Origin of the sequence: Aeromicrobium sp. Sec7.5 (assembly GCF_036867135.1) — a bacterium.
Classification (GTDB): Bacteria; Actinomycetota; Actinomycetes; order Propionibacteriales; family Nocardioidaceae; genus Aeromicrobium.
Genome location: NZ_JBAJIJ010000001.1, coordinates 201369 through 225614, shown reverse-complemented (window position 1 = coordinate 225614; position 24246 = coordinate 201369). Strand labels below are relative to the sequence as shown.

Sequence of the window (24246 nt, the reverse complement as noted above, 5' to 3'; positions counted from 1 at the left end):
ATTCCGTCGCACTAGTGCCGCACTGCCGACCAATCCGCTCACATCCCAGCCGGACTCAGCTCTCGCAGAGCTCACAACAGAAGGGACTGCCCCGAGTTTGGTTGACACTCGGGGTTTGTGCTGATTAGGCCGCGGTTGCGGTCGTGTAGATCATCTCAAACTCGGTCGGGGTGAGCTTGCCGAGGGCGCGTTGTCGGCGTCGTCGGTTGTACTTGGTCTCGATCCAGCGGACCATCGCAAGGCGGAGTTCGTCGCGGGTGTCCCAGCGGCGGGTGTTGAGGACGTTCTTCTGCAGGAGGGCGAAGAAGCTCTCCATGCTCGCGTTGTCCCCGGCGCCGTAGGAGCGGCCCATCGAGCCGACCAGCCCATGGTTGGCCAAGAGGGCCTGGGTGCGTTTGGCCCTGAATTGACCGCCCCTGTCCGAATGACACACCGTGGCCTCTGGTGCGCGCAGCGCGATCGCGTTGCGCATCGCCGACTGCGCCAACGATGCCTTCATCCGGGTGTCGATGGAGTAGCCGACGATCCTGTTGGAGAAGACGTCCTTGATTGCGCAGATGTAGAGCTTGCCTTCGCGGGTGGGGTGTTCGGAGATGTCCCAGAGCCAGACCTTGTTCGGGGCGTCGGCGACGAACTCGTGCCGGACGACACCGTGCTCGTCGACCACGGCCAGAAGGTCGTCGTGCGGCGGCGGCCCGGTGCTGCCGGCCTTGGACCGCTTCTTGTGGTGCGAGGCGGTGATGCCAGCGACCTGACAGAGCCGGTGGACGCGGTTCTCACCGACAGTGATGCCGTGCTCATCGGCGAGCTCGTCGGTCAGGAACCGGTAGCCCAACGTGGCGTCGTCCTCGTGGAGGTCGTAGAGCACGTCGATGAGGTGCGCGTCGTCGAAGTCACGCTGGCTGACGGGGTCCTTGAGCCACTTGTAGTACCCCTGGGTCGAGAGCCCCAGGACCCTGCTCGCCACCGCGACCGGCACCCGAACAGGGGCGCCGGCCGCGGCCATCTCGCGGACGAGCGGGAAGGCTATTTTCCCGGCAGATTAGCCTGCGACAGATACGCCGCAGCCCGCCGCAGGACCTCGTTTTCCTGCTCGAGCAGCCGGATCCGCTTCTTGGCCTCACGCAGCTCGGCACGGTCGGCCTCGGTCAGCCCGGGCCGGTGACCGTCCTCGATGTCGGCCTTCTTCAACCAGTTCGACAGGGTCCCTTCAGAGATCCCGAAGTCCTTGGCGATCTGCGACAACGGAGCCTGGCCCTGACGGGCCACAGCCACGACATCGTCGCGGAACTCCTTGGGATAGGGCGCTGGCATGGCGACATCCTCTCCTGCGAGGAACGAATCCTCACACGTCAGGTGTCAACCAAACCGGGGGCAGTCCCAAATCGCCAGGCACAGCGAACCGTCGCGCCGGTTCACGGGCCGCAAGTCCGTGGACGTCCCGAACCTGCATCGGCTTTTCTGCTCGGCATCATTCGGGTCCTGAGAAAAGTGTGCCCAAAATGTGCCCAAAGCGACTTCTGAGACAAAGAGAAGACCCCCGACAACACTGGAATCCCAGTGTTGATCGGGGGTCTTCGTCACGCGGTGGCGGTGGGATTTGAACTCGTTCTTGGCAATTCTCTGACCTGCGGCGATGTCCAGTAAGGTCTGGAATTGCAGTCATTCTGCCTCACGTCATACCGGTCGGCTTCACGCCAGATCACGGACAAATGTGGGCAAAATGTGGGCACGGATCGGTTGGCGTGGACCAGCGAACGGCTCGAAGTGACCGGCCGGCTGACCTCGTCGACGTGACATGAACGCCGGTCACCAGAGTCCATCCTTGAGCACCTCGCGGATCACTCGTTCCGCGGCATCGACCTCGCGCGCTCGACGATGGTCGGCGAGGTCAGCAGCAACCATGAGCCGTGGCACACGATCGCGACCGAAGTCGCTCACCCTCAATAGAACCTCGCCTTGACCAGGGTCAGCGGGCACCAACCAGAACTCATCGACGAGAGCTTCCAGCTCTCCCGGTCGGACATATCCCTCCACCAACCCTCCCGAGGAAATCCGCGAGTCCAGACTCGAGACCCCGGAGAGCCGCACACGCTTCGCCAGCTCGGGCAGTGACTCGGCGCCCGCGTGCCACCACCCAACGACAGCCCGTGACCGCATCCACGCCTGGACGCGAGCGACCGGGTCGCTCGAGTCGGTCAGGGAGGTCAAGCGCCTACGGAGCCGAGACCGTTCACTCGACTCCAGCCAATCGGCGGGATCCCCGTCTGCCATCGCCGCAGCCGCCCACGAGACTCGCTCGGCCATCGGGCGTGACGGCATGGCGGTCCACCGGTTGACCTCGGCCTCGGCGATCGCCCACTGCGACCCGACTTTCTCGGCTCGCACTCGGCCGGCTACGGCAAGCTGGCGGGCCCTGGCGACGGAGATACCCACCTCGGCCGCAAACTCCGGGACAGAGAGCATGGCTTTAATCTAGCGTTACCGCTACACAAGTGTCTGCCGAGGCTCGAGCGCCTCGACCCTCCCGCAGGGCCACGATCGGACTCGCGGAGACTCGCATCGTTCGGCGCGACTACCTCGGAGCGAGAGAGACGCCTTCGTCCTGGGACGACAGGTCCGTCGAGCTCAGGCTGTCCGCTTCGGGATCTGGCGCCACTGGATCTCGAAGCTTCGGCGGGGCAGGCGCCCAAGGCTTCACGTTCTGAACCACGTCTCCGTAGAAACCGTCCAGGGTGTCGAGCACAGTGTCGATGAACGCACCTCGGCCTCGGCCTCGCTTGCTTCCCATCGCTGCCACGCGCGCGACGCGGAACGACTTCAATTCGCGCGCGGGGTCCTCGATCAGCACCTTTGGCTCTTCTCGTACAGCTCGGAGAAGTTCCGCCGCTCCCCCGCCACGCACTCGGGCGGCAAACGCTTCGATCCGCACGTCGTCCGGGGCGTCCTTCAGCTGCCGCACCAACCAGTTGACTCGCGTCGTTGACCGTCCCGTCTGGGGTGCCGGGACGTCCACATGGCAGGAGACCTGCGACGCGCGAAGGTCAGCGGTGACGGTGATCGGACCCACGGCGCCTGGGATTTTGATGGAGCCGGTGAGCACGCCCGATTCGGCGAGCGACTTCACCAGCTCGGCCCCGCGGAGCTTGGGATCAGCAACGTCCTTGCGCGACAGGTTCTGGACGACATCGGTACCAAGGCGTTGCCCAAGGCGCAGGGACGCGTATCTGAGGAGCGCGTCGAAGCGAGAGACGACTTCGGGGGCGTGGGGGTCGTTGGCGCGGAGCGTGCCGGCAGCGACTGCCTCACGCACGGCGACCCAGTGCTGTCCCATGTCGTCGAGTTCGAGGGCGCCGGATCGCTCGTGCTCCAGGTAGCGGATGAGCTCGCCAAGGATCCACGCCTGCTCAGGGTCGGAGACACCCCGGTGCTCCTTCTGGACGATCGCTGTTGCCAGCACTTCAGACCACGACCAATGGACAAGCATGACCTTCCGGAGCTTCCGTCGGTCGACGGCCGTCGGGTGCTGTCCGGGGGTCGGCGGGATCTCGTTGCTGATGGTGATCAGCGCATCGAATCCCTCGGTGCGAGCGATGTCGAGGTAGTTCTCGAGCTGCTGCGCCTCAAGCTGGTTCTTGCCGGTCTTGACCTCGACCAGGGCGGTCCACTCTCGCGCTCCGCGGCGGACCCGGATGAGTCCGTCGGGGTAGATGCGGCTCTCGCCGAGCATGAAGGGCACCTCGATGAAGGTGGTGACGTTCCCTGCGGGAGCACCAAGGCTGCTCAAGAGCGCCTTCGCGAAATCGGGGACTACACCAAGGACTGCGAGCAGCGCGGACGTGGCTCTGCGCTCCTGCTCGGTGGCGCCGTTGATGCCCGACGTCGGGATCAGGCGAGCCGCGTGCCAGGTCTCCTCGCTCACAATGTCCTCCGCTCGATCATGTGGAGCACACCCTAGGTCAGGCACCGGTCACTTCATGTGCTTTTGCTGTGACCCTCTCTTGCTTTGCTGACTCGCGAATGGGGAAAGCACCGAACCTGTCGTCTTCGTCCAACTAGCCTCGAGTGATGGAGATTGCCGTCGCGTTCATCGCTGTTCTAGGCGTCTGCCTGCTCGTAGCCGCGTTCTGGAAGACACCGCCCCGCGAGTCGCCGTCGACCGGTGCGAAGAAGCCGACCGATGCCGAGAGACGAGCTCGCGCACAGAGTCTCGGAGTCGTCCACCGCAGCGAGTACCTCGAGTCCGAAGCCGAGCTCGCGACCCTGACTCTCGACAGGTCCGGGCTGCCGACGGCCGCGCTCGAGAAAGTTCGCGACCGGTTGCTGATCGCGACCAAGGCCGGATGGGTGAATCCGAAGTCGCGGAGTCTGGGCCGGGTGGGTCTCTACTCCTTCCAGGTTCGAGGCTCCAGCTACTACGAGGGCGCCGCGAAGGCAGCCGATTTCAGACCAGGTGCTCTTCTGACTCTCACTCGGGAGCCTGAGAACGAGCACGACCTCAACGCAGTGGCCGTCTATGGCAGCCACGGGCGAAAGGTCGGCTACGTCAATAAGCAGAACGCCGCCAAGATCGCGAAGCGGATGGACGCCGGTGAGGACATCGTCGCCATCAGCACACGTGGGAGCGGTCCCAGATCGGACGGCACCGAGCCGCAGATTCTGGCGGCCGAGCGACGGGTGATGGCTCACCTCACGTGCAGAATCTCGTGACCATCGGAGTTCCCGCCGGGCGATGGTCTGGTGGTCGCCATCGAGGTTCAGCCAGCAGATCCACAGAAACGGTGAACGGTTCGATGGCAGCATCTCGCCATGGGGTTTCGAGACTGGCTCACTGGGCGAAAGCCAGACACCGAGCGCCCTCGGGAATTCGTCGTCAACCTGACGGCCGGAGTCGTTGTCGATCCGTTGGTCAAGGTGACTGGCACCACCACTCACGGCAAAGGGGCGGCGGGCCGGCTGGTTGCACGCAAGCAGCTAGCCGATCACATCCCCCTGCACATCGACGGACAACTTCAACGAGAGCCAAGTAACCCGGTCGACAAGCTCGCGGTGGCCGTGCACGTTGAAGGCGAACGTATTGGCTACCTGCCCTCACACATCGCAAAGAGTCTGCGTCTCGACGCAGGTGCTGCCCTGCCGTGCGCGCTTCAGATCTTCTGCGCAAACACTGGCACGGGCACTCGCGTTGAGGCATGGGCATGGGTCAGCGACGGTGATCCCCAGTGGCGATTTTCCGAAGCATCTCCACCACCATTGACCACCGGCGAGAAGCGCTCGTCGGAGCGAGCGGCGATCGACCACATGGTCAACGAGGCTCTTGCCGGGGATGGCGAACGGGCGAAACAATTCAAGGCGGCGCGGGTCAACGGCGTCCACTACCTGCAGTTGATCGAGCCCATCAAGCAGTTGAAACGAGAAGGGCGCCTACTGGACGCCCTCGAATTGTGCGAGATCGCGATCAGGGGCGCCGAGAAGGACCGACAGGGCCGAGAGCCCGCACCTTGGTACACCGAACAAGCCGCCATCATTCACCGCAAGCTCGGCAACCGCGAGGCAGAATTGGCCGTTCTGCGCAGATGGATCAGTGCCTGTCCGCCACAACGGGTCCATGGAAGCAAAATTGCTGAGCGTCTCGCCAAACTCGAAGGCTGATCAGCACTCAACAGAACAGACCCATCTCACCGCGGCGGGTCATCGCTGGTTCCGCCTGCAGCGATCCACGTACGAAGCCACCCAATGAAGTGGCTAGCTGGCGCCAGTGCAGCCTTTCTGCGTCGCTTGCTACCGGGCAAGAGCGCGAACCTTGCGTAGGACTTGTGGGCACGCAGGGTCTCAGCGACTAGGTCCATCGCCCACGTCGCGACCTTCGGATTTGTGGTCGCCACGGCAGCGCTGAATCGAGCGCCGTCGGCGATGAGCGCAACTCGAGCCGCGCCGACGAACAGCCTCGGGGTAGTGACCTCCGCAACGAAGTGCTGAGCTGCCGTAGCTAAGGCGACGGCAGCCGCGATCCGCTCATTGTGAGCAGCCTGCTCGATCTCGAACTGGCGGTCCTGCTGTCGCACCTGCCGCTCATGGCGAATCAGTAGGTACGCCGAGAAGACGGCACCAAGTAATGCAATGACAGACGCGAACGCGCCCTGGAGAAGACTGTCGAGGCTGACCATCCCCAGAGCATCGAGGCCGCCACCGACATGTTCGGAGACCGCGTTTCACCGGTCACTCAACATCCACCCTCGCCGTGGCCTCGATCGACCGTCGCACGCGAGCGCCCACCGAGGTGCGACGTGCCCAACCCCAGAAGGCAAGGGCGTGCATCACCGGGGTTGCGGCTGGTGCGGCACTGTTTTTTGCCACCGCGATATGTCCTACCGCGTAGATAGTCTCGGGCTGTGACTATCGAACTGGCGGAGACAAACAGCGAACGGGCCGAACTGCAGGCGCTGTTCAGTCACGTCTTCGAGGGCATTTCAGACGACGCCGTGCCCCGAGTCGAGCACGACGATCTCTACGCCCCCCTCTTGCCGTTGATTCGAGACGCAGAGGGCTCACTGCTTGCAGCGGCAATGTCCTGCAGGACAGAACTCGCCTCAGCGGCGATCATGGCCAGCCGCATTGGACGCGGAGATCCGTTCGGCGTAATCGGCCTGCTGGACAAGCACAGCGAACTCGACCTAGTCGCGGTTCAGCCGAGTGCTCGCGGCCGCGGATACGGGTCACGCTTGATTCAGTGGCTCGATTCCGAACTTGAACATCGAGGCGTCAGAGCTTGGTTCGGCAACGTCACTGTGAATCTGGAAACTGACCGCCTTCGAGAGTTCTACCGCCGCCACGGATTCGAGATCGTTCCGGACTTCCAGCCCCTGCCGCCGTTGCTCGGAAAGTCGTGGATGAAGCGCGACGCACAGATGCCTCAGTTCTACTTCTACAAGCGCCCAGGGAATTAGCTCACCACGGCGCCCGTACGGGCTTTCGAGCGGAGATGCTCGAAAGAATCTCACGGGGAGCATTGCTCCAGTCGCTCCGAGGCAGAGTTGCGAAAGTAACGAAACCAGTTACGATAGTTTCGTTACAAGGAGCCAACATGACGGTACAGCCGCTGGAGCAGCAGACCTACCTGCCCGACGACGCCAACGAGGTCGCCGAGGTCCTGAGCTTCATCAGTCGCCTCGAAGCCAAGACTGGGAGTAAGCAGGCGCCCCGCTACCTGATGATCGGCCCCGGCGAGCACGAGCAAGTTGAGATCCCTGAGCACGCCTACCAGGTCCTTCACCAGGTCCTTCAGGCGATGCAGCGCGGGAAGGCGGTAACGGTCGCCCCGCAAAACACGGTCCTGACCACGCAGCAGGCCGCGGATCTACTCGGCGTCAGCCGGCCCACGGTCGTGAAGCTCCTCGATGCCGGACAGATCCCATACGAGACTCCCGGCAAGCGTCGTCGGCTGGTCAAGCTCGACGATGTGCTCGCATACCGCGCCGTTCGTCGAGAGGCGCAGTACCAAGCGCTCATGGACACCGCAGCGGATTACGACGACACCGAATCGTCCGAAGTGATTGCGTCACGCTTGAAGAAGGTTCGCTCCGAACTTGGCGCCACTCGCCGGGCAAACGCTCAGACCACAACCGCAGACTGAGCATTGCCGATGTCAGGATGGGCGCATGTTCGGGGCCGTCCTCGACACCTGCGTCCTCTGGCCGAGCCTGCAACGCGACTTCCTACTCTCTCTGGCGATCGAAGGTCTCTATCGGCCGCTGTGGAGCGAAGCGATCCTTGCGGAACTGCATCGTCACGAGCAGCTGAAGTTGATCGATCGCGGCGCGAACGAGACGGACGCAGCAGCTACAGCCGACTTCCTGCTCGATCAGATGCGCTACGCCTTTGGCGACGCGATCGTTCAAGACTGGGAGGCTCTCGAAGGGACGTTCGGTCTGCCCGACATCGACGACGAGCATGTCCTCGCCGCAGCCGTCATCGGAGGCGCCGGAGCGATTGTCACCGAGAACCTCAAGGATTTCCCGTCCGCGGCGGTGCCGTCCACTATCCAGATCATCAGCGCCCGGGACTTCGCCGCCGACGCTGTTGACGTGAACCCCGCAAGCGCCGTCCGCGCCCTCGACCAGCTGTCCGCCCGCCACACCCGGACCCCACACACCCCTGCAGGGATCCTCGACATCCTCGTCGCCCGCTACGGGATGAACGAGGTCGACGAGATCCTGCGGCCGATCGTCGGCTGACTTCTAACTGTCGAGCGCCGAGTCCGCTCAGGATCGCAAGAAGGCGGGGGGGGGGGGGGGGGGGGGGGGGGGGGGGGGGCGGGGGGGGGGGGGGGGGGGGGGGGGGGGGGGGGGGGGGGGGGGGGGGGGGGGGGGGGGGGGGGGGGGGGCAGCCCCCCCCCCCCCCGCCCCCCCCCCCGCCGCCCCCCCCCCCCCCCCCCCCCCCCCCCCCCCCCCCCCCCCGCGCGAAGTTCGAAGGCGATCGAAGAAGGATGCGGCTCGAGCAGCATCGTCGGTGGCCACTCCAGACCTGCCTTCCCATGACAGATTGCGTCCGCTACCGGACAGAACCTGTTGTGACTGACCGAGAGTTCGTCATCCTCCTTCACGAACCGCGTTCAGCTCATACGACGTGGCCGACCTCGCTCGTTGCGAGCATCGGGTCCGGACGACGGCGACGCAGGAACGCGATGGACGCGGGCGCGAGCGAGAGCAGAGCGAGCCCGATCGCGATGAGCTCGATGTGGTGGGCGACGAACGGGATGCCGCCGAAGAAGAAGCCGGTGACGACGATGCCGATCCCCCACGCCAGAGCGCCGATGATGTTGTAGGTCGTGAAGCGCCGGCGCGGCATCATCGCGACCCCGGCGACAACGGGCGTGAAGGTGCGCACGACCGGCACGAACCGAGCCGAGATCACGGCGACCGGACCGTGCTTGAGGAAGAACTCCTCGGCCACGGCCACGTGCTCCTGTCGGAACAGTCGCGAGTCGGGTCGCGCGAAGACCCTCGGACCCCACCGGTGACCGATCAGGTAGCCGACCTGGTCTCCTGCTGCCGCCGCGACGACGACGGCCAGGGCCACGAGCCCGAGCGGGAGGTGGATGACGTGCGAGGCGACGAGTGCGCCGGTGATGAACAGGAGGGAGTCACCGGGAAGGAAGAAGCCCACGAGCAGGCCGGTCTCCGCGAAGACGATCGCCATCACCAGCAACAGAGCCAGGGGCCCGAGCACCACCAGGGCTGGTGTCACGAGGGCGATCATGCGGCGACCTCACGGTTCTCGCGCCGCTCCTGCACCGTGAACCAGGCGACGGCCGCGACGATCACGGCCAGGAAGATCGCGCTGGTCGCATTGGTGCCGAGGCCGAGCCCGCCGTCCTTCGGCGCGGCGGTGAGGAAGTCCCCCATCGACGCACCGAACGGGCGGGTCAGGATGTACGCGGCCCAGAAGGCGACGACGGCGTTGAGGCCGAGCTTGAGGTGGGCCACCAGGATCAGGGCGATGACTGCGCCGAACATCAGCGCCGATGGGACGTAGCCGAAGGCGAGACGCTCGGCGATCAGGTCGCCGGCGGAGGTGCCGAGGGCGAACGTGAAGAGGATGACGGCCCAGTAGTACGCCTCCCGGCGCCGCGTGACGATCGTGTGGATCGAGAGGGTGTGCTCGCTGCGGTACCAGGCACCGAAGGCCGCCACGAGTCCTGCGCTGAAGATCGCCGTGGTGGTCCACAGGCTCACACCAAGGTTGTCGACGAGGTTGTCGGAGAACAGCGTGCCGACGACGCTGACCAGCACGACGGTGAGCCAGTAGACCCACGGGATGTAGCGGCGGACCGAGAACTGGGCGATGAGAGCGGCGGCGAGCAGGACGCTCATGATCGCGGTCGTGGCCGGCAACCCGAGTCCGAGGTTGCCGGAGAGGAAGTCGGCCGCGGTCTCGCCGACGGTCGTCGAGAGGATCTTGACGACCCAGAACAGCAGGACGACCTCCGGCACCTTGGTGGCCAAGGTCGTGGTCCAGGCACCACGGTCGGTGCGGTGGGCGGGAGCTGCGTCGCCGGTGACGACGGTGGTCCGGTATGGATCAGGTGAGCTGTGGGTCATAGAGCCACCGTGGCCGCGCGAACCTGCACGCCACCTGACTGCGCTCAGCCGCGAGGCAGGGTCAGCGTGAACACGGTGGGGTCACGGTCGGACGTCAGCACGACGTCGCCGCCGAGCGAGCGAGCCACCCGTCGTGCGAGGGCGAGGCCGAGCCCCGCTCCCGTGCTCTCGGGTCCCCGGGAGCCGGGGGCGAAGAGATCAGTGCCGTCGCTGACCGCGACCCCGGGTCCGTCGTCGCGGACGCTGATCTCGACGAACCGGTCGTTCACCCCCGCGGTGACGGTGACGCTCGTGGCGGCATGGGCGAAGGCGTTGTCGACCAGAGGCGCCAACGCCCTGGTCACCAGGGCCGCCGGGGCCGCCGCGTCGCCGATGCCGTCGGCGATCTCGGTGGCGACGCTGACGGAGCCCCGCCGAGGGTGGCCGTCCAGCACCGCGGCGATGACCTGCCGGGCGTCGCTGCTGGAGTCGCGGTCGGACTCGCCGCGGGCGACGTCCAACAACGCCGTGATCGTGCCGCTCATCCGCTCGACGAGGTCCACGACCTCCCGGAGCCGCTGCGCGACCGCATCGTCGGGAGACAACATGAGCGCGATCTCCGCCTCGCCCCTGATGGCGGTCAGCGGGGTGCGCAGCTCGTGGGCGAGCTCGGCCGTCAGCCGTTGCTCGCTGCGCAGAGCGCCCGCGACGCGGTCGAGGAGGTGGTTGAGGGTGCCGCCCAGTGCCGCGATCTCGTCGCCGCCGTCGGTCGTGGAGGTGAACCGGGAGTCGAGGTCGTGCTCGCTCCACTCCTCCGCGCGTGTCGCCATGGACTCGACCGGGGCCAGGGCGCGACGGACCGTCCAGGCGGCGATCGCGCTCGAGCCGGCGGTGACGATCAGCCCCAGCACGCCCAGGCCCACCACGACCTGGTTGCGCGTGCGTTCGTACGGCTCGAGCGACTCCGCCACGACCACGACCCCGTTCGGCGAGCTGGCGCCCGGTGCCGTGATCGGTGCAGCCAGGTAGAGCCGCTCCCGGCGTTCGAGCGTCGTGCGCTCGGTCACCTGGGCCAGCGACTCGGCCGTCTGCTGCACGTTGCGGCCCGCGTCGGGCCCCTGGACCTGCTGTCCGGAGGAGTCGAAGATCCAGATCGCGTCATCGATCGCGTCATCGGGTGCCTGGAGCTCGCGGATCGTGCCGTCGTCACCCGTCTCGACCGCCGAGGTCACCAGCTCCAGGCGGTCGTCGAGGGCCGCGTCGACGCTGTTGCGCGTCAGCGCCGCCAGGACCAGCAGGACCGTGCCGATCACAGCCGCCATCGCGACGGCGGTCACCAGCGCCGTGGACCGGACGATCCGACCGCGTAGACCCGTCCTTCGTAGGTTCACTGGAGCACGAACCCGACGCCGCGCACGGTCTCCAGGTTCACCGGTGACTCGACGGCGGCGAGCTTCACGCGGAGACGACGGACGTAGGAGTCGATCGTGTTCTCACTGACGAGCGTCCCGTCGGGCCAGGCCGCGACGACCGCGGCGCGGCGGCGGATGACAGTGCCGGGCTGGGCGGCGAGCGCCGCGAGGAAGCGGTACTCGGTGGGGGTCAACCGCTCTTCGAGGTCGCCGTGCCGCACCGAGAAGCGGCCGGGGTCGAGGCGAAGTCCCGTGGCCACGTCCGGGACTGCACGGGATCGGCGGGTCAGGGCGTCGAGCCGCACGAGGACCTCGGCGACGGCGAACGGCTTGGCGACGTAGTCGTCGCCGCCGGCGTTGAAGCCCGAGACCCGGTCGTGGACAGCATCGAGCGCCGTGAGGAACAGCACCGGCGCGTGCTGGCCGGAAGCGCGAAGCGCCTGGCAGACGTCGCGGCCGTCGGCGTCCGGCAGACCGATGTCGATCACGAGGACGTCGACCCCGGACTCGACGCCGAGGTTGGCGACGGCCTCCTGGCCGTTGCGCGCGATGACCACCTCGTGGCCGTGCATCCGGACAGCGTCGGTGAGCACACGGCGGACGGCGCCGTCGTCCTCACAGATGCCGATACGGGTCACGTCGCCCATCGTGCACTCCTTCGAAGGCCGTGTGTGGTGAACGTGCCAGGTCCGCTAGGCGACCGCAGTGCCGAAGAGCCTGCCGATCGCATAGGTCACGGCCAGTCCGACTGCGCCGCCCACGACGACCCGAGTCACGGCGAGACGCACGCTGCTGTGCCCGATCCGCGCGCTCACAAGGCCAGCGACGGCAAGGGCGAACAGGACGATCAGCACGGTCCACACCACCCTGGTCGACGCGGGCGCGAGCATGATCGCTGCGAGCGGCAGCGTGGCACCGACGGTGAATGAGATCGCCGAGGCCACCGCTGCCTGGATCGGGCTCGTGAGCTCGTCCGGATCGATGCCCAGCTCGATGTCGGCATGGGCCGCGAGCGCGTCGTGCGCGGTGAGCTCCTCGGCCACGCGGCGCGCTGTGTCGGCCGAGAGTCCCTTGCGTTCATAGAGACCGGCGAGCTCGGCCATCTCGTCCTCCGGGGATTCCTGGAGCTCGCGGGTCTCCAGCTCCAGCTGCGATCGCTCGCTGTCGCGTTGGCTGCTGACGGAGATGTACTCCCCGAGCGCCATCGACACCGCGCCGACCACCAGACCCGCCAGCCCTGCGGTGAAGATCGTGCCCCGCGCGGCAGACGCCCCCGCGACTCCCACGACGAGGCCAGCGGTGGACACGATGCCATCGTTGGCCCCGAGAACCCCGGCCCGCAACCAGTTCAGCCGAGCCCCCATCGCGGCGTCGTGCGGCTCACCCTCGTGGGCTCCGGAACGGGGTACGGGTCGGAGCTCGGAGTCGTCAGGCATGGCATGTCCTCGCGGTCGGTGAGGCGACGGTACTCCCGGTGCCGGTTGGCTCACTCACTCGACGCGGAGGGCGAGCGCGGGGCACGCGGCGACCGCCTGCCGGGCGGCCCCGACCAGGTACGGCTCGATCTCCGGGTCGGTGATGAGCGGGAACCCCCACTCGTCGAGGGTGATCTTCTCGTGGAGGAGGCGGGCGCAGATCCCGTGCCCGTCGCAGCGGGTCCAGTCCACGGCGATCGCGGTCATGAAGTCCTCCTCGGGAGCGGAAAGATGCTCGACGGCGGACGGCCGCACGAGCCGTGGGCCCGGTGGACGGCGATGTCGTCGGCCAGCGCACCGATGGCGGAGGTCATGAACTGCGCCGCGCCGTCCGGGTGGGCGCAGGCCCCCCGTCCTCGAACCTGTCCCGCGCGGCGGAGCAGCTGGGCATCGGAGCCTCGCCCGGCGGCGAACGCGCGGACGTCGTCGGCCAGTGCGGGCAGGCCGAAGAAACAGGGGCCACATTGGCCGGCCGACTGGTCGGCCAGCCAGTGGCTCACGGCGGCGACCTCGGCAAGCACGCAGGTACCAGCGAGTGGGCGCGCGATGACACCGGCGCCGAGCGGCGAACCGGAGGCGCGCAGTGCGGCTCGGTCGATCGTCAGTCCGGCAGTCGAGCGGACCCACGTGCCGTGGAACCCGCCGACGAGGACGGGGGCGTCCGGTCGACCGGGCAGCAGGTCCGCGAGCGGCGTGCCATTGGCGACCTCGAGGACGCCCGGCTGGACCACGTCGCCCACGAGGGTGACCAGGCTGGTGCCCGGCTCGTCGCGGCTCCCGGTGCTGGCGTACCCGGCCGGGCCGAGCCGTGCGAGCACGGCAATCTGGGCGAAGGTCTCGACGTTCGAGGCGAAGCTCGGGCGCCCCGCAAGGCCGTGGTCGTGCGGGAGCTCCCGACGACCGCCCGGTCGAGCGAGCCCCGTGTTGAGGCCGGTGACGACGGCGCGAATCTCTCCCGCGACGAACCCGGTGCGGGTGTGGGCCAGCACGACGGTGCCCGCGTCCGGTCGCTCAGCGAGCGCCCTGGTCAGTGCAGCGTGAGCGAGGTGGTCGTGGACCGCGATCGTCACGCCGCTCGCACACAGCGCGTGAGCCATGACAAGGGCACCGTCGATCACCAGGTGCGGGGCGACGGTCATGAGGGCGCGGTCCTTGTAGCTGGCCGGCTCCCCCTCGCTTCCGTTGACGAGCACGGTCATCGGGCCGCCGAGCGGCATGGCCTCGATCTTGACGACGACCGGGAAGGACGCTCCGCCACGGCCGAGGAGGTTCACGGCGCGTGCCGCGTCGGTGAGCCAGGCACGAGCCCGAAGTGCCGGCGTTCCGTGGATGGCGCGGTGCTCGGCCCAGGTGAGGGCCCGGCCTGCCGAGATCCCCGCGAGGACCCGGGGTGAACCGAGAGGTCGGAACGGGGCGGTCGTGGGGCTGTCGGTCACGGTCATCAGGCGCTCCTCGCGAGACGGCGGGCGGTGGCGAGCGGCTGGTTCGCCGTCCGATCGAGGCCGAACAGGCGGACCCCGATGGCGACGATCACAGCCACTGCGCAGGCGACGTAGATGACGGTCGACCAGATCGTTCCGGTGTCGGTTCCGGCGAGCAGGCCGTGCCCCATCGACAACGCCCAGCCGGCGTACGCGGCGACGTGCGCCGACCGCCACCTGCGAGCGGCGCGGGCCGAGGCGGCGAGGCGTCCGCGGGCGGCGCCAGTGACGGCGACCAGGACGATCGCGTAGGTCGCGAGGGTGCCGAGGCCCAGTGCGAGCGGTTCGAACCCGGCGGCGAACGGCACGAGGGCGCCGGTCACGCTGACGTCGAGGTGGCTGTCGACCACCAGGACGACGACGTGCGCCGTCAGGGCGAGGAGCCCGGTGATGGCGGCCGAGCGGTGGGCCATCTGCATCAGGAAGTGGCGGTCGATCGCCGCCCAGCTCGTCGGACGCGAGCGTGCCGAGGCGAGGGCGCCTAGGGCGTGTCTGGTAAATGGGTGTGGTGATAGGTGATCAGGCTGGCGAGGGTGATGCCGCCGAGGTAGGTCGTGGCGTACTTGTCGTAGCGGGTGGCGATGCCGCGCCACTGCTTGAGCCGGTTGAAGCCGCGCTCGACGGTGTTGCGCTGGCGGTAGAGGTCGGCGTCGAACGCTGGCGGCCTGCCGCCAGCTGATCCCTTCGCTTTGCGCCACGCGATCTGGTCGGATTTCTCCGGGATCGTGTGGCGGATCCGCATCTGCCGCAACCGCGTGCGGGTCGAGTTGTGCGAGTAGGCCTTGTCGGCCAGGACCCGGATCGGGGCCCGGCTGGTCGTTCGGTGGGCTTCGAGGAGCGGCCAGAGCATCGGGTTGTCGCCAGCCTGACCGGCCGTCAGCAGGACCGTGACCGGCGCGCATGCCGTGTCGGACAGGGCGTGGACCTTGGTCGTCAGACCACCCCTGGATCGACCGATCGCGTGGTCAGCTGGCTCGGCGGGCAGATTCTTGTAGTTCGATCCATCCCTTTTTTACCCCTCGAGGCGCGCCAGCAGCGTGCTGATGAACCTTCGCGCTGGTCGAATCGACCGACAGCACCAGCGCATCCAGATCAGCGATGCTGACACCGGATGCGTCCTTGACCGCGACGAACATCTGCTCATAGGTTCCGTCCGCTGACCAGCGGCGATGCCGCTCCCAGACCGACTGCCAGGCCCCGAAGACCTCCGGCAGATCACGCCACGGCGACCCCGTCCGGAACCGCCAGCAGATCCCTTCCAGCGTCAGCCGGTGATCGTTCCACGGCCGTCCACGCCGCCCAGCATCAGCCGGGATCGCCGCCTCGATCACAGCCCAGAGGTCGTCACTGATCACGCCCATACGCACCATGAGACCAGCCTCGGCCACCCCACCGCGAATATTTAGCAGACACGCCCTAGCACCGTGGAGGCGGTGAAGGCGACGAGGGCGACCATGCCGAGCGCGCGGGCCAGGTACCAGACGGTCATCACGCCGCCTCGACGTTCGCCGGCCACGCGCCGACGGTGCGGACGCGACCCTCGTGGTCGACCAGGCGGGCCGGAAGGTCGAGCTCGGTCAGGTAGGCCTCCGCGTCACTCCCGAGGATGATCGCCGCAGTGCTCGCAGTGTTCGCGTCCACGGCACTGCGGGCCCAGACGGTGGCGGTGCGCCACGGTCCGTCGGCGGGGCGGCCGGTGCGCGGATCGATGATGTGGTGTGCGGTGCCGGCCGGCGTGTTCCAGGTGCGGGCCACGGTCGACGAGGTCGCCAGCCCTCCGTGGGCGAGCCCGATCTGCTCCCCGACGCCGCCGGCGACCTCGCTGACGTGGACCTGCCACGGCACGTTCTTCCGGCCCGCCACGGCGACGTCACCGCCGATCTCGACCAGCACGCCCGTGCCGTGGACTGCGGCGATCGTATGCGCGGCGATGTCGGCCGTCCACGGCTTCGCGGTCGCACCGAGGTCAAGCATCATGCCGCGGGGCACGCCGACGCGGGACAGCTCGTGGTCGACGCGGACCTGGCGCCAGTCAGCACGCGCCGGCAGGCGATCGGAGCTGCTGTTCTCGAGCATCCCGCCTCGCACCAGCGTGATGTCACGGTCGTACCCGGCCGTCAGCAGTTGGAGGCCGACAGTCGGGTCGACGAGTCCCTCGGTCTCCGCGGCGGCGTCGAGCGCGACGTCGACGAGCGCGAGGGTGCGACCTCCGACGGGCACGAAGGTGCCGGTCCTCGCGTTGACGCAGCTGAGGTCGGACGTTGGCAGGAAACGGCTCACCGCGTGCTCGACCTCTCCCATCAGGTCGACCAGGAACCGCCGGGCGGGTTCGAGGGCCGCCGCGTCCGTGACGGTCAGTCGCACGGTGCAGGTCCAGTCCTGCCAGACCGCCGAGGCGCTCATGAGGCGTTGGTCCCGGCGTCGGGCGACGACCCGCGCTGCGGCGAGGTCAGACCGGACGAATCGGAGGACGATCCGTTCGATCCCGTTGACGACTGACCAGATCCGCCCGGGGTGCTCGAGCTCGGCTCGGCCGTCGCCGCTTGCGCGGCCGTGACGGCTGCCAGACCACCGGTCAGGAGAAGGCTGGAGGCAGCGATCGCCGCGAAGTGCTTCCTCGCCCGAGCGGCGAGTGCCGCTCGTGGCGCCGTGGGTGAGGTGTTCATGGTGTCCGCACTCTCTGCCCTGGATCGGGCTGGTGTTCCGAACGACCGATGGCCGTTCTCCCACACCCATCGTGTGTCGACGGACCTGTACACAACCTGACTGCGAATCAGGCGTTGCCTGTGGACGACCACGGGCCTTCCATGCACGACCGACGACCTCGGAAGTCAGGGCTGCGAGACGTCGCTCCACGCGGCCTCGGCACCGCTGTGGCCGATGCGCACAACCTGGACCGCGGTCCCGACCGCCGCCAGCACGGCCAGGACCACCAGCACCGCCACGACGACCTTCGGCCACGACGAGCCCGCGCGCTCGCGACGACGGGCGAGCCACAGTCCGATCGCCGCCACCGCGAGCACCGCGACGAAGGGCAGGAGCTGGTCGCCCAGCTCGGCGTGCCTCTCGACCAGCCTCGTCTCCTCGACGCTGCGTTCGAGGTTCTCCCCCGAGGACGTCGACAGCGGCACGAGGATCAGCCCCACCACCGCAAGTCCCGCAGGTAGGGGACCCGCCCAGTCCCTGAACCTCGGCCAGAACACGGCCAGGAGCACCGTGATCGCCGCGAGGGGAACGATCACGACCGTGCCGTGGACGATGAGCGGGTGGAGCGGGAGTCCGAACACGGTCTCAGGCATGGGAGCCTCCTGGCGAGGAACAGGGCATGCGACCACCCTCGCCGCCTCAACCTGCACGCCACCTGACCGCGATAACCCACGGTCGGAGCTGCGGAAGTAAAAGTGTGAAGCAAACGTGAAAGTCGCGAGCAACTGAGACCAAACGCGAAATCGGGCCCCGCACCGAGGAGGTGCGAGGCCCGATTTTTCCCTGCAGTTCTGGCGGAGGATAGGGGATTCGCTCGAGCATCGAATGCGCCAATCCGCGATCTGCCTCCCATTGACGGATTGCGTCCGATTCCGGACGCAATCCGTGGCGGTTGGTCGGAGCAACGTTGCCAGTCACTGCGCCGCGACGCGCAGTGCTCTCTCCGAACGCGCCCCGTGGCGGCTACCAGTCGACCTCGTGGCACTCGCGGGCTGCCGCCTGCTCGACCTGGAGCGTGGCGTGCTCGATCTGGTAGTCGTCCTTGAGGATGGCCCTGGCCGATTCGAGGATCCGCGGCAGGTCGTCAGTGTTGTCGCCGACGAGATGAGCGGTGGCCACGTTCATGCCAGAGGTCAAAACCCAGACGTGCAGGTCGTGGACGTCGGTGACGCCGGGGATCGCCCCGAGCCGCTCAGCGACCTCATCGATCGGCAACCCCTCAGGCACGTGCTGTCCGAGCACTGCTAGAACCTGCCGTCCGAGGACGACGGCTCTGACCGCCACGAACACGCCGATCGCGAGGGCGACGACCGTGTCCCACCACAGCTGACCGGTGCTGGCGATGAGGATGCCTGCGGCGATCACTCCCACGGATCCGGCCGTGTCGGCGACGACCTCGAAGTAGGCGCCCTTGACGTTGAGACTCTCCGCAGCGCCACTTCGGAGCATCAGCATCACGATGAGATTGACCAGCAGGCCCAGGCCGCCGACCACGATCATCGGCGTCGAGGAGACCTCAGGGTCGTTGCCAATGCGGCTGATCGCCTCGATCACGACGTACACCGAGACGCCCAACATGATCAGAACTGTCAGACCTGACGCGAACACCTCGGCCCGATACGAGCCGAACGTGCGCCTCCCGGTGGTGTCCTTGCGGGTGGCGATCTTCGTCGCGGCGAGTGCCGCACCGAGCGCCACGACATCGGCCGCCATGTGACCGGCATCGGAGATCAGCGCCAGGGATCCGGACAGCAACCCGTAGACGAGCTCGACGAAGAAGAAGGTGAAGATCAACGCGAACGCGATCGCGAGCTTGCGGCGGTACCGACCCCCCGCATGACCCGCCGGCGCCGGCGGGTGGCTGTGTCCTGCGCCCATCAGGGTCTCCTTGTTCGTGCTGTCCGACGAGCGTTCACTCGTTCGGTGTCGTGCTTCACGGCTCGCCCGCGTGGGCGAGCCGTTCAGTCGTGCGCGCTGGTCCCGTGGGTTGGGCACAGAGTGACGGCAAATCCCGTCACGTCGAGCAGCCTCTCCGCAGCAGACAGCAGGTCCGTGGTCGCCTCGGGGTGCGTCACGCTGAACACCGAGGCACGTCCATCCGGCCTCGACGTGACGAGCCCACAGTCCTTGAGGCACGCCAGGTGCTTGGAGACCGTCGACTGCGCAAGGCCGAGGTGCTCGGTCAGCTCGACCACTCGGTGCTCGCCGAGCAGGAGGTGCTGGAGGATCACCAGACGCGACCGGTCACTGAACCCATGGAACAGGCACGCTGCCGCCGTCAACGCGGTCTCACGCTCAGTATCGATCCCGGGAGTTATCATCGCCATACGACGATGATTGCACGGTCCGTGTCTCCCGACAACCCCGAATCAGACACGCGGGCTGTGATGCCTGCGGTCGGCTCGTCAGGGGAAGACATTGTGCTCGCGGAAGTATGCCTCGGGGTCACCCGACGGCCCATCGCCTGGCTTGACCTCCATATGGAGGTGCGGTCCGGTGGATCGACCTGTCGAGCCGGTGTACCCGACGGTCTCGCCCGCCTGGACCCGTTGGCCTTCCTGCACGATGATGCGGCTCTGGTGGCAGAACTTGACCACCACGTCGTCGGTGTCGAGCTGGATCTGGGTCATGTTTCCGCAGTTGCCGGCGTACCCCGCGGAGACGACGGTCCCCGACGCCACGGACACGATGGTCGATCCGCTGGGGCCTGCGAGGTCCAGGCCGCTGTGCCCGTTCCCCCAGATGGCGTTGCTGGTGCCGAACTGGCCGGTGATCCGGTAACCCGTGACCGGCAGAACCCACTGATCGGCCTTGAGCTTGTCGGCCTTGACCTGCGAGGACGCCAGGAGGTCCTGCTGGGCCTGGAGGAGCTGCTCAGCCTGCGCCTGTGTTTGCTCCTCGAGAAGCTCTCGATCGAAGTCGCGGCTGACGTCCTGGCCAGTGCCGCCGGTGTCCGACAAAGCCCGACGGTCGCCGGGCGGCGCGCCCGGCACGGGCGGGTCGGGCGAGGCCGCCGACCCCCAGGCGGCGATCAGCAGGGCAAGGGTCCCGAACACCGCCAAGGCCGGACCGAAGCTGGGCCCGGCGTCCCGCCGGCGCCCACGTCTGGCGGTGGTGCGTCGACGGCCGGTGTCCAGGCGACGCTTGGGCGCCGGGGACGTCATGAAGCGCCCCGGCGGTGCCTGATGGTCCTGAAGGCCCACGCGAGCAGCACTGCCAGGACCAGCGCCGCCACCACTCGGAGCATCACGGCCGAGCTGCTCGCGCCGTCGCCGTCCTCCACTCCGGCGGCACCGCCAGAGCCTGCGGCACTGTCTGCTTCCTCGCCGCGGTCATCAGCCTCGGAGGTCGAGGAGTCGGCGTTGGGTCGCCCCTCGTGGACGAACGTGATCGAACCGTCGATCGGGTGACCGTCAGAAGACGTCACCCGGTAGGACGCTGTGTAGGTCCCGGCGGTGGTCGGCATGTACGCCCGCGAGACCGTGTCACCGGCGATGACCGCATCCGCCGTGCTCACCTCGATTCCTGCCGGGTCGAGCACCGCGATGAATGCGGCGGTCTCGAGAATCTCGTTGTTGAAGCGGAAGGAGACGGCGGCCTCCTCGTGCCAATCGACCTGGGCACCCTCTACCGGAGTGGACTCGATCAGGGCGTCATGCGCATTCGCGGGGACGGGGAGGAGCAGCACGACGGGGAGGAGGAAGGCGACCATGCGGCTGAACCACCGGGCGGCTGGGAACATCATCGGTCTTCTTTCATGTGGGGGACGGCTGACTGAAGGTGCCGCTTCCGGAAGCGGCGGAGCAGGGCGATCGAGATGACGGTGAGCACCGGGACGACGATCGCGAGGTAGATCACCGCGCCGCGCTCCTGGTCCGCGGCGAGGTCCATTGCGTACGGACGAGCCAAAGCGACCCAGTAGTCCTGCCCGACGGATGTGTCGGATGCGAGGAGGGCAAGGCCGAACCCGGCGGTCAGCAGCATGGCCACGCGCGCCGTGAGGGATCGGAGCCGCAGGTCGAGCTCCGGCAAGAGGCTCGATCCGAATAGGCCCGTGTGCAGCACGAGGCCGACAGTCAGGATCCAGAGCTCCATCCCAAGGTGCCCCAGGAGGCTGGACATCAGCGCGGCAAACAGCGGGCTGCCGTAAAGGATCAGAGCGGTCGCCGACAGGAGCACTAGACCGCACAAGGGATGTCCGAGGCGCCGCGCTGCTCGAGACGAGCAAGCCGCCAGCAGCAGGTCGCGCGGAGAGATCTCACCGGCTTGTCGCGGTCCGGGCAGTGCGCTCGCAGCGAGCGCACCGGGGGCTCCGAGCACCAGTAGAGGTGCCGCGAACATGACCAGCAGGGCCTGACTGGTCAGGTGGGCGCTGAACAGGACGTGGGTGTAGGTGCCCAGCCCGCCGCCGGTCGCCCAGGCGACCACTAGCATTCCGGCGGTCCAGGCGGCGCTACGGCGAAGCGGCCAGGCTTCCCCGCGGCGTCGCATCGCCAGCACACCGACCAGGTAGAGGACTGACCCGAAGCCGACCACCGCTAGTCCGACCCCGCTCGGGTACACGCCGAACGCCACGTTCGCGAACGTCGGCGCCGGAGGCATCGGGCCGCCCAGGAGGTCCTCGGACGGGGTCAGGAGCACGTTGCCCGCCGGTGGGGGCGTACGTGAGAGCGCGACGGCCACCCCGACCGTAGCCATCATGACCAGTACCTCGGCGCCGGCCATCCGGGCGAAGCCACCCCCGGACCGCAGGATCCGACGGCGCTGCCACCAACCGAAAGCACCCAGAACCACCAGGGCGATCACCTTCAGCAGGACGAGTTGGCCGTAGTCGGAGGAGATGAGCTGGTCGAGGTCCGTGGCCCGCACCATCGCGCTGATGACGCCACTGATGCCCACCACCACGAAGCAGGCCATGGCCACGCGCGAGTACCGGCGCACCGCAGGCTCAAGCCGTTTGCTTCCACGCGATGCCATCCAGGCGAGCCCGGCGAGCGCCCCCACCCAGACTGCGACGGCGGCCAGGTGCAGGTAGAGACTGACGGACGCCAAGGAGTGAGATCCGCCCGATGCAGCGTGTCCCGTCAGTGCCGACGGCAGCAGAGTGGCCACGGCGAAGAGGCTCCATCCGGCCAGCGCCCGGACCCCGACGACCCATCGCAGCGTCACCGCCAGCACCAGCGCACCCATTGCCTGAAGTGCGATACCTCGACCCACCTCACTGTCTCGCAGCAGGGCCACGAGCAGGTCCATGCGCAGTCCGCCGAGTGTCACGGCGAAGACATCGGCCGCGGTGACGACGAACGTCACGACGGTCGCCACCACCCACGCCCAGGCACTTCGACGTGCGATACGGACGGCGTCGACCGCGAGACCCTGGACGTCACGACCGCTCGACGGAAGCAGCACCGCCGCCAGGATCAGGAACCCGATCGTGGCGATGCCGGCCAGGTCAGCCGCGGCCGAGGCCACGGGGACGAGCCAGCCGACCAGGACTCCAGGATCGGGAAGCCCTGGTACCGGTTCGCGAGGCGCTGAACCAGCCCAGATCATCGACAGCACCAGGGCAACGAAGGTCGCCGTCGCCAGCACGGCGACTGACAGTCCTGTCGACGACGGGGACGACGTGTCGGATGGAGCGTGCGCAGGAGAAGTACCGGTCATCGATTCACACCGCCACCGCGTAGCCGGAGATCAGACCTTGCAGATGATTCACGAGCTCCTGCCAGAGCCCGCTGATCAGGAGTACGCCCACCAGCACCATCGACCCACCCGACACCAGGGCGATCGAGCGGTGATGTCGCTTGGCCCATTGCGCGGCGCGCATCGTCCGGCGGTATGCGACGGCCGCGATGATGAAGGGCACCCCGAGCCCGACGCAGTAGAACGCGGTCAGCAGGCTTCCGCGCGCCGCACTCCCCTCGGTCAGCGAGAGCGAGAGCACGGCGGTCAATGTCGGACCGAGGCACGGGGTCCACCCCACCCCGAAGAACAGGCCGAGGATCGGGGCACCGGCCAGACCGAGGCGGGGCACGAGGCGGGGACCGAGAGAACGCTGCAGCACGGTGAACCGGCCGGCGAACACCAGGCCCATGACGATCATCACCAGCCCGAGCACGATGTTCACGATGCGCTGGTGCTCAATCAGTCGGTACCCGATGGCCCCGAACGCCAGCCCGTACGACATGAAGGTGACCGTGAAGCCGGCAACGAAGAGCGCAGCGCCAAGCGCGACCCGCGGTCGAGGACTTCCTTCGAGCTCCTGGACCGCCTGTCCGCTGACGTAGGACAGGTAGCCGGGAAGCAGAGGCAGGATGCATGGCGAGAAGAACGAGACCAGCCCCGCGAGGACCGCGATGGGAATGGCCAGAACGAGTCCACCGCTGAAGACCTGAGTGCCGAACCAGTCCATCAGCGTCCTTCCTGCACGTCGAGGATCAGCTCGCGCAGCATGCCCGCGTCAACCTGGTCCATGTACCTCACCGCGACGCGCCCCTGCGCGTCGATGACGTAGGTCGTCGGCACGGCCACAGCCGGCAGCGAGGAGGAGAAGCCGATCAGCATCTCGCCGCCAGAGTCACTGAAGCTGGGATAGTTCATCCCGAAGTTGGTCGCGAACGCCTTCGAGGCAGTGCGGCCCTCCCGGATGGCGATGCCCACGAACTGCACGCCCTTCCCGGAGAACTCGTCGGCCAACGCAATCAGCTCAGGGGTCTCCTTGCGGCACGGCGGACACCACGACCCCCAGATGTTGACCACCAACACGTCGCCCTCGAACTGCGCGGTGCTGAGCGGGGCGCCGTCGAGGTCGGTCCCCTCAAGGACGGGTGCTTCTTCACGCTCCGATGGCGCGACGACGGTGATGGACCCGTCACCCGAGACGTACCCGCCCTCGGTGGCGTCGGTCGACGTCGCGCTCGAGCACGCGTTCAGGCTGGCGACGGCAGTGACGACGAGAGTCGCGACGATGGAGCGCCGGACGACGAGACGCAGACGAGCAGAACAGGCTGTTGCCAAGCGCATAGGAACTCCGGAGGTGGCTGAGGACAGGGCTGTGCCCTGTGCTCAGCACCGCGTCGGAGTCTCGAGCGGG

General features: G+C 67.6%; 26 protein-coding genes and 1 pseudogene. 5 read left to right on the top strand and 22 right to left on the bottom strand.

The genetic code is table 11. The features are described 5' to 3' along the window. Window positions 1-124: 124 nt before the first annotated feature. The 3 genes from V6S66_RS01165 to V6S66_RS01155 form a co-directional block, all read right to left on the bottom strand. A protein-coding gene (locus tag V6S66_RS01165) for an IS3 family transposase (RefSeq protein WP_334204730.1) occupies window positions 125-1314 on the bottom strand; the annotation gives its coding sequence in 2 pieces (ribosomal slippage) (window positions 125-1033 and window positions 1036-1314; 1188 coding nt in all). A gap of 495 nt (window positions 1315-1809) precedes the next feature. Further along, complete coding sequence (locus V6S66_RS01160) at window positions 1810-2466, bottom strand: helix-turn-helix domain-containing protein (RefSeq protein ID WP_334204943.1); 657 nt, start codon at window positions 2464-2466, stop codon at window positions 1810-1812. 109 nt (window positions 2467-2575) lie between these two features. Then, the gene (locus tag V6S66_RS01155; RefSeq protein ID WP_334204942.1) at window positions 2576-3922 is read right to left on the bottom strand and encodes a hypothetical protein; all 1347 of its coding nucleotides are present in this window, start codon (window positions 3920-3922) and stop codon (window positions 2576-2578) included. Window positions 3923-4068: 146 nt separating this feature from the next. Between V6S66_RS01155 and V6S66_RS01150 the strand changes: the two genes are divergently transcribed. Both V6S66_RS01150 and V6S66_RS01145 read left to right on the top strand, forming a co-directional pair. Continuing rightward, the gene (locus tag V6S66_RS01150; protein WP_334204941.1) at window positions 4069-4710 is read left to right on the top strand and encodes an HIRAN domain-containing protein; all 642 of its coding nucleotides are present in this window, start codon (window positions 4069-4071) and stop codon (window positions 4708-4710) included. Window positions 4711-4809: 99 nt separating this feature from the next. Then, entirely contained in the window at window positions 4810-5652 is an 843-nt protein-coding gene (locus V6S66_RS01145; protein ID WP_334204940.1) for a hypothetical protein, read from the top strand. A 26-nt stretch (window positions 5653-5678) separates the two neighbouring features. Here the strand turns inward: V6S66_RS01145 and V6S66_RS01140 are convergent, their stop codons facing one another. After that, on the bottom strand, window positions 5679-6167 hold the full coding sequence (locus tag V6S66_RS01140; RefSeq protein WP_334204939.1) for a hypothetical protein: 489 nt from the start codon (window positions 6165-6167) through the stop codon (window positions 5679-5681). Window positions 6168-6392: 225 nt separating this feature from the next. On the opposite strand from V6S66_RS01140, the gene V6S66_RS01135 reads away from it, so the two are divergent. The 3 genes from V6S66_RS01135 (at window position 6393) to V6S66_RS01125 (ending at window position 8234) form a co-directional block, all read left to right on the top strand. Beyond that, window positions 6393-6947 (top strand): GNAT family N-acetyltransferase, encoded by a 555-nt coding sequence (locus V6S66_RS01135; RefSeq protein ID WP_334204938.1) that lies wholly within the window; start codon window positions 6393-6395, stop codon window positions 6945-6947. A gap of 137 nt (window positions 6948-7084) precedes the next feature. Beyond that, on the top strand, window positions 7085-7633 hold the full coding sequence (locus V6S66_RS01130; protein ID WP_334204937.1) for a helix-turn-helix domain-containing protein: 549 nt from the start codon (window positions 7085-7087) through the stop codon (window positions 7631-7633). Window positions 7634-7658: 25 nt separating this feature from the next. Further along, window positions 7659-8234: a PIN domain-containing protein gene (locus V6S66_RS01125; RefSeq protein ID WP_334204936.1), complete on the top strand. Its 576-nt coding sequence runs from the start codon at window positions 7659-7661 to the stop codon at window positions 8232-8234. A 382-nt stretch (window positions 8235-8616) separates the two neighbouring features. Here the strand turns inward: V6S66_RS01125 and V6S66_RS01120 are convergent, their stop codons facing one another. The 18 genes and pseudogenes from V6S66_RS01120 to V6S66_RS01035 all read right to left on the bottom strand — a co-directional run bounded on the left by V6S66_RS01120 (window position 8617) and on the right by V6S66_RS01035 (window position 24176). Further along, on the bottom strand, window positions 8617-9258 hold the full coding sequence (locus V6S66_RS01120; RefSeq protein ID WP_334204935.1) for a VTT domain-containing protein: 642 nt from the start codon (window positions 9256-9258) through the stop codon (window positions 8617-8619). Continuing rightward, window positions 9255-10100, bottom strand: a complete 846-nt coding sequence (locus tag V6S66_RS01115; protein WP_334204934.1) for a COG4705 family protein — start codon at window positions 10098-10100, stop codon at window positions 9255-9257. Before V6S66_RS01115 ends, V6S66_RS01120 begins: the two co-directional genes overlap by 4 nt. 44 nt (window positions 10101-10144) lie before the next feature. Then, window positions 10145-11416, bottom strand: coding sequence for a sensor histidine kinase (locus tag V6S66_RS01110; protein WP_334204933.1), 1272 nt, complete (start codon window positions 11414-11416; stop codon window positions 10145-10147). A 50-nt stretch (window positions 11417-11466) separates the two neighbouring features. Beyond that, the gene (locus V6S66_RS01105; RefSeq protein WP_334204932.1) at window positions 11467-12138 is read right to left on the bottom strand and encodes a response regulator transcription factor; all 672 of its coding nucleotides are present in this window, start codon (window positions 12136-12138) and stop codon (window positions 11467-11469) included. Window positions 12139-12183: 45 nt separating this feature from the next. Continuing rightward, on the bottom strand, window positions 12184-12927 hold the full coding sequence (locus V6S66_RS01100) for a VIT1/CCC1 transporter family protein (RefSeq protein ID WP_334204931.1): 744 nt from the start codon (window positions 12925-12927) through the stop codon (window positions 12184-12186). A 54-nt stretch (window positions 12928-12981) separates the two neighbouring features. Further along, window positions 12982-13173: a ferredoxin gene (locus V6S66_RS01095; protein WP_334204930.1), complete on the bottom strand. Its 192-nt coding sequence runs from the start codon at window positions 13171-13173 to the stop codon at window positions 12982-12984. Further along, window positions 13170-14408: an NADH-ubiquinone oxidoreductase-F iron-sulfur binding region domain-containing protein gene (locus V6S66_RS01090; protein WP_334204929.1), complete on the bottom strand. Its 1239-nt coding sequence runs from the start codon at window positions 14406-14408 to the stop codon at window positions 13170-13172. Before V6S66_RS01090 ends, V6S66_RS01095 begins: the two co-directional genes overlap by 4 nt. Then, entirely contained in the window at window positions 14408-14866 is a 459-nt protein-coding gene (locus tag V6S66_RS01085; RefSeq protein WP_334204928.1) for a hypothetical protein, read from the bottom strand. The genes V6S66_RS01090 and V6S66_RS01085 overlap by 1 nt, the downstream gene beginning before the upstream one ends. Window positions 14867-14928: 62 nt before the next feature. Then, window positions 14929-15817: pseudogene (locus V6S66_RS01080) on the bottom strand (IS5 family transposase). 118 nt (window positions 15818-15935) lie between these two features. Further along, window positions 15936-16850: an FAD:protein FMN transferase gene (locus tag V6S66_RS01075; RefSeq protein ID WP_334204927.1), complete on the bottom strand. Its 915-nt coding sequence runs from the start codon at window positions 16848-16850 to the stop codon at window positions 15936-15938. Between the two features lie 428 nt (window positions 16851-17278). Beyond that, window positions 17279-17746, bottom strand: a complete 468-nt coding sequence (locus tag V6S66_RS01070) for a DUF2231 domain-containing protein (protein WP_334204926.1) — start codon at window positions 17744-17746, stop codon at window positions 17279-17281. 370 nt (window positions 17747-18116) lie between these two features. Next, on the bottom strand, window positions 18117-19031 hold the full coding sequence (locus tag V6S66_RS01065) for a cation diffusion facilitator family transporter (RefSeq protein ID WP_334204925.1): 915 nt from the start codon (window positions 19029-19031) through the stop codon (window positions 18117-18119). Between the two features lie 83 nt (window positions 19032-19114). Continuing rightward, complete coding sequence (locus V6S66_RS01060; protein WP_334207205.1) at window positions 19115-19474, bottom strand: ArsR/SmtB family transcription factor; 360 nt, start codon at window positions 19472-19474, stop codon at window positions 19115-19117. Between the two features lie 84 nt (window positions 19475-19558). Continuing rightward, entirely contained in the window at window positions 19559-20317 is a 759-nt protein-coding gene (locus tag V6S66_RS01055) for a M23 family metallopeptidase (RefSeq protein ID WP_334204924.1), read from the bottom strand. After that, window positions 20314-20898 carry a copper resistance CopC family protein gene (locus tag V6S66_RS01050; RefSeq protein ID WP_334204923.1) on the bottom strand — a complete coding sequence of 195 codons (585 nt, stop codon included), beginning with the start codon at window positions 20896-20898 and terminating at the stop codon, window positions 20314-20316. The genes V6S66_RS01055 and V6S66_RS01050 overlap by 4 nt, the downstream gene beginning before the upstream one ends. Next, window positions 20895-22625, bottom strand: a complete 1731-nt coding sequence (locus tag V6S66_RS01045; protein WP_334204922.1) for a cytochrome c oxidase assembly protein — start codon at window positions 22623-22625, stop codon at window positions 20895-20897. The genes V6S66_RS01050 and V6S66_RS01045 overlap by 4 nt, the downstream gene beginning before the upstream one ends. A 196-nt stretch (window positions 22626-22821) precedes the next feature. Further along, window positions 22822-23565 (bottom strand): cytochrome c biogenesis CcdA family protein, encoded by a 744-nt coding sequence (locus V6S66_RS01040; RefSeq protein WP_334204921.1) that lies wholly within the window; start codon window positions 23563-23565, stop codon window positions 22822-22824. Further along, complete coding sequence (locus V6S66_RS01035; RefSeq protein ID WP_334204920.1) at window positions 23565-24176, bottom strand: TlpA family protein disulfide reductase; 612 nt, start codon at window positions 24174-24176, stop codon at window positions 23565-23567. The genes V6S66_RS01040 and V6S66_RS01035 overlap by 1 nt, the downstream gene beginning before the upstream one ends. Between the last annotated feature and the right edge of the window lie 70 nt (window positions 24177-24246).

Bases quoted from the DNA above. Each gene is read 5' to 3' on its own strand.
- V6S66_RS01120 (WP_334204935.1), bottom strand. From the start codon at position 9,258: ATGATCGCCCTCGTGACACCAGCCCTGGTGGTGCTCGGGCCCCTGGCT.
- V6S66_RS01085 (WP_334204928.1), bottom strand. From the start codon at position 14,866: ATGCAGATGGCCCACCGCTCGGCCGCCATCACCGGGCTCCTCGCCCTG.
- V6S66_RS01060 (WP_334207205.1), bottom strand. From the start codon at position 19,474: ATGATAACTCCCGGGATCGATACTGAGCGTGAGACCGCGTTGACGGCG.
- V6S66_RS01130 (WP_334204937.1), top strand. From the start codon at position 7,085: ATGACGGTACAGCCGCTGGAGCAGCAGACCTACCTGCCCGACGACGCC.
- V6S66_RS01145 (WP_334204940.1), top strand. From the start codon at position 4,810: ATGGGGTTTCGAGACTGGCTCACTGGGCGAAAGCCAGACACCGAGCGC.
- V6S66_RS01035 (WP_334204920.1), bottom strand. From the start codon at position 24,176: ATGCGCTTGGCAACAGCCTGTTCTGCTCGTCTGCGTCTCGTCGTCCGG.
- V6S66_RS01070 (WP_334204926.1), bottom strand. From the start codon at position 17,746: ATGCCTGAGACCGTGTTCGGACTCCCGCTCCACCCGCTCATCGTCCAC.
- V6S66_RS01075 (WP_334204927.1), bottom strand. From the start codon at position 16,850: ATGAGCGCCTCGGCGGTCTGGCAGGACTGGACCTGCACCGTGCGACTG.
- V6S66_RS01095 (WP_334204930.1), bottom strand. From the start codon at position 13,173: ATGACCGCGATCGCCGTGGACTGGACCCGCTGCGACGGGCACGGGATC.
- V6S66_RS01125 (WP_334204936.1), top strand. From the start codon at position 7,659: ATGTTCGGGGCCGTCCTCGACACCTGCGTCCTCTGGCCGAGCCTGCAA.
- V6S66_RS01065 (WP_334204925.1), bottom strand. From the start codon at position 19,031: ATGGGCGCAGGACACAGCCACCCGCCGGCGCCGGCGGGTCATGCGGGG.
- V6S66_RS01105 (WP_334204932.1), bottom strand. From the start codon at position 12,138: ATGGGCGACGTGACCCGTATCGGCATCTGTGAGGACGACGGCGCCGTC.
- V6S66_RS01115 (WP_334204934.1), bottom strand. From the start codon at position 10,100: ATGACCCACAGCTCACCTGATCCATACCGGACCACCGTCGTCACCGGC.
- V6S66_RS01150 (WP_334204941.1), top strand. From the start codon at position 4,069: ATGGAGATTGCCGTCGCGTTCATCGCTGTTCTAGGCGTCTGCCTGCTC.
- V6S66_RS01160 (WP_334204943.1), bottom strand. From the start codon at position 2,466: ATGCTCTCTGTCCCGGAGTTTGCGGCCGAGGTGGGTATCTCCGTCGCC.
- V6S66_RS01050 (WP_334204923.1), bottom strand. From the start codon at position 20,898: ATGATGTTCCCAGCCGCCCGGTGGTTCAGCCGCATGGTCGCCTTCCTC.
- V6S66_RS01140 (WP_334204939.1), bottom strand. From the start codon at position 6,167: ATGGTCAGCCTCGACAGTCTTCTCCAGGGCGCGTTCGCGTCTGTCATT.
- V6S66_RS01055 (WP_334204924.1), bottom strand. From the start codon at position 20,317: ATGACGTCCCCGGCGCCCAAGCGTCGCCTGGACACCGGCCGTCGACGC.
- V6S66_RS01090 (WP_334204929.1), bottom strand. From the start codon at position 14,408: ATGACCGTGACCGACAGCCCCACGACCGCCCCGTTCCGACCTCTCGGT.
- V6S66_RS01100 (WP_334204931.1), bottom strand. From the start codon at position 12,927: ATGCCTGACGACTCCGAGCTCCGACCCGTACCCCGTTCCGGAGCCCAC.
- V6S66_RS01040 (WP_334204921.1), bottom strand. From the start codon at position 23,565: ATGGACTGGTTCGGCACTCAGGTCTTCAGCGGTGGACTCGTTCTGGCC.